Annotated in this window: 1 protein-coding gene; it reads right to left on the bottom strand. The window is 51.4% G+C overall.

Annotated elements, in window-relative coordinates:
- Positions 1 to 127: 127 nt before the first annotated feature.
- Positions 128 to 1,105, bottom strand: a complete 978-nt coding sequence (locus ACTHS3_RS13830) for an ABC transporter substrate-binding protein (RefSeq protein WP_049248358.1) — start codon at positions 1,103 to 1,105, stop codon at positions 128 to 130.
- Positions 1,106 to 1,165 lie beyond the last annotated feature (60 nt).

Genomic DNA, 1,165 nt, shown 5'->3' with positions numbered 1-1,165 from the left:
ATTCCCGCCTGCGCGGGAATGACGGCTTTTTGTGTACTGTTCTAACTATTATCTGATAGGTCGTCTGAAAAGGGTATATTGGATTCCCCAATACTAACTTCCCCTTTTTCAGACGACCCCCCTCCCGTTAAGCCAAGAAGAACCCGTTATCCGGCAGCTTGCCGCCCAAAAGTTTCGGGTTGAACTGCATCAGGATTTCGTAAAACTTCAAAATCTCGTTCTTCACTTCGCTGCCTTTGGTTACCGTCAACCGCGCACCGTCCAAGCCCATGACTAGGGCGGGTTCGGGGGCTGGGAGGTAGTTTTTGCCAATTTTCGCCGCGCTTTGTCGGTTGGCCAATATCCAGTTGAGCGCGTTTTTCAAATCCTGATGGAAGAGGTCGAACTGCGCCTTGTGTGCGTGGAAATATTCTTCGTTGGCGATGATGCCCGCCATCGGAATCAGCGGTTTGGTGTCAAACGCCTGCCCCCATGCTTTCACTAAATCAAAGCCGCGCACGACGTTTACACCCATGGTTTTGCCTTTAAGCAGGCTGGCGGTTGCCATCGGTTCAGGCAGGATGGCGGCGTGGTAGTCTTTGCTCAAAAACAGTCCGACTGCTTCGGGCGGTGTGGCTGTGTAAGTGATGCCGACTTTGTGCGCGTCGATTTTCAGTTTTTTCAACAAAGCTTGCAGCACGATGTCGGGCATGTCGTTTTTAAACGGCACAAGGATTTTTTTGCCGACCAAATCCTGCGGCGAGGTAATCGCGCTGCCTTTGCACATCAGCTGCGTGATGCCGTTGGTCAAAATATTCACCATGCCGACTTTTTGCCCTTGGTTGCGCAGGTTTACGCCGACATTGCTCGGGCTCATCATGACTTTAAATTGTCCGCTTGCTACGCCTGCACGCAGTTGGTCGGGTGAACGCCAGATTTTCAGCGATACATCTGCCTGTTTCGCCAGCTTGCCTTGCAACGCCGCTACAGCAATGGTAACGCTGGGCATTGCCGGTGCGCCGTACACGGTAAATTGCTCTTTACCGGCAGCAAGTAGAGAAGGCGAAACGCCTGCGGCTGCCAGCGCGGCGGTCATTTTTAAGAAATCACGTCTTTTCATGTCCATTTTTTATCTCCTAATTCTTAATAAGCCAGTGTAGGCATTCTTTCAGACGGCCTGATTTTA

The sequence above is a fragment of the Neisseria sp. P0009.S007 genome (assembly GCF_051962515.1).
Note: the sequence above shows the minus strand (reverse complement) of the source record. Positions and strands in the feature narration are given on the sequence as shown.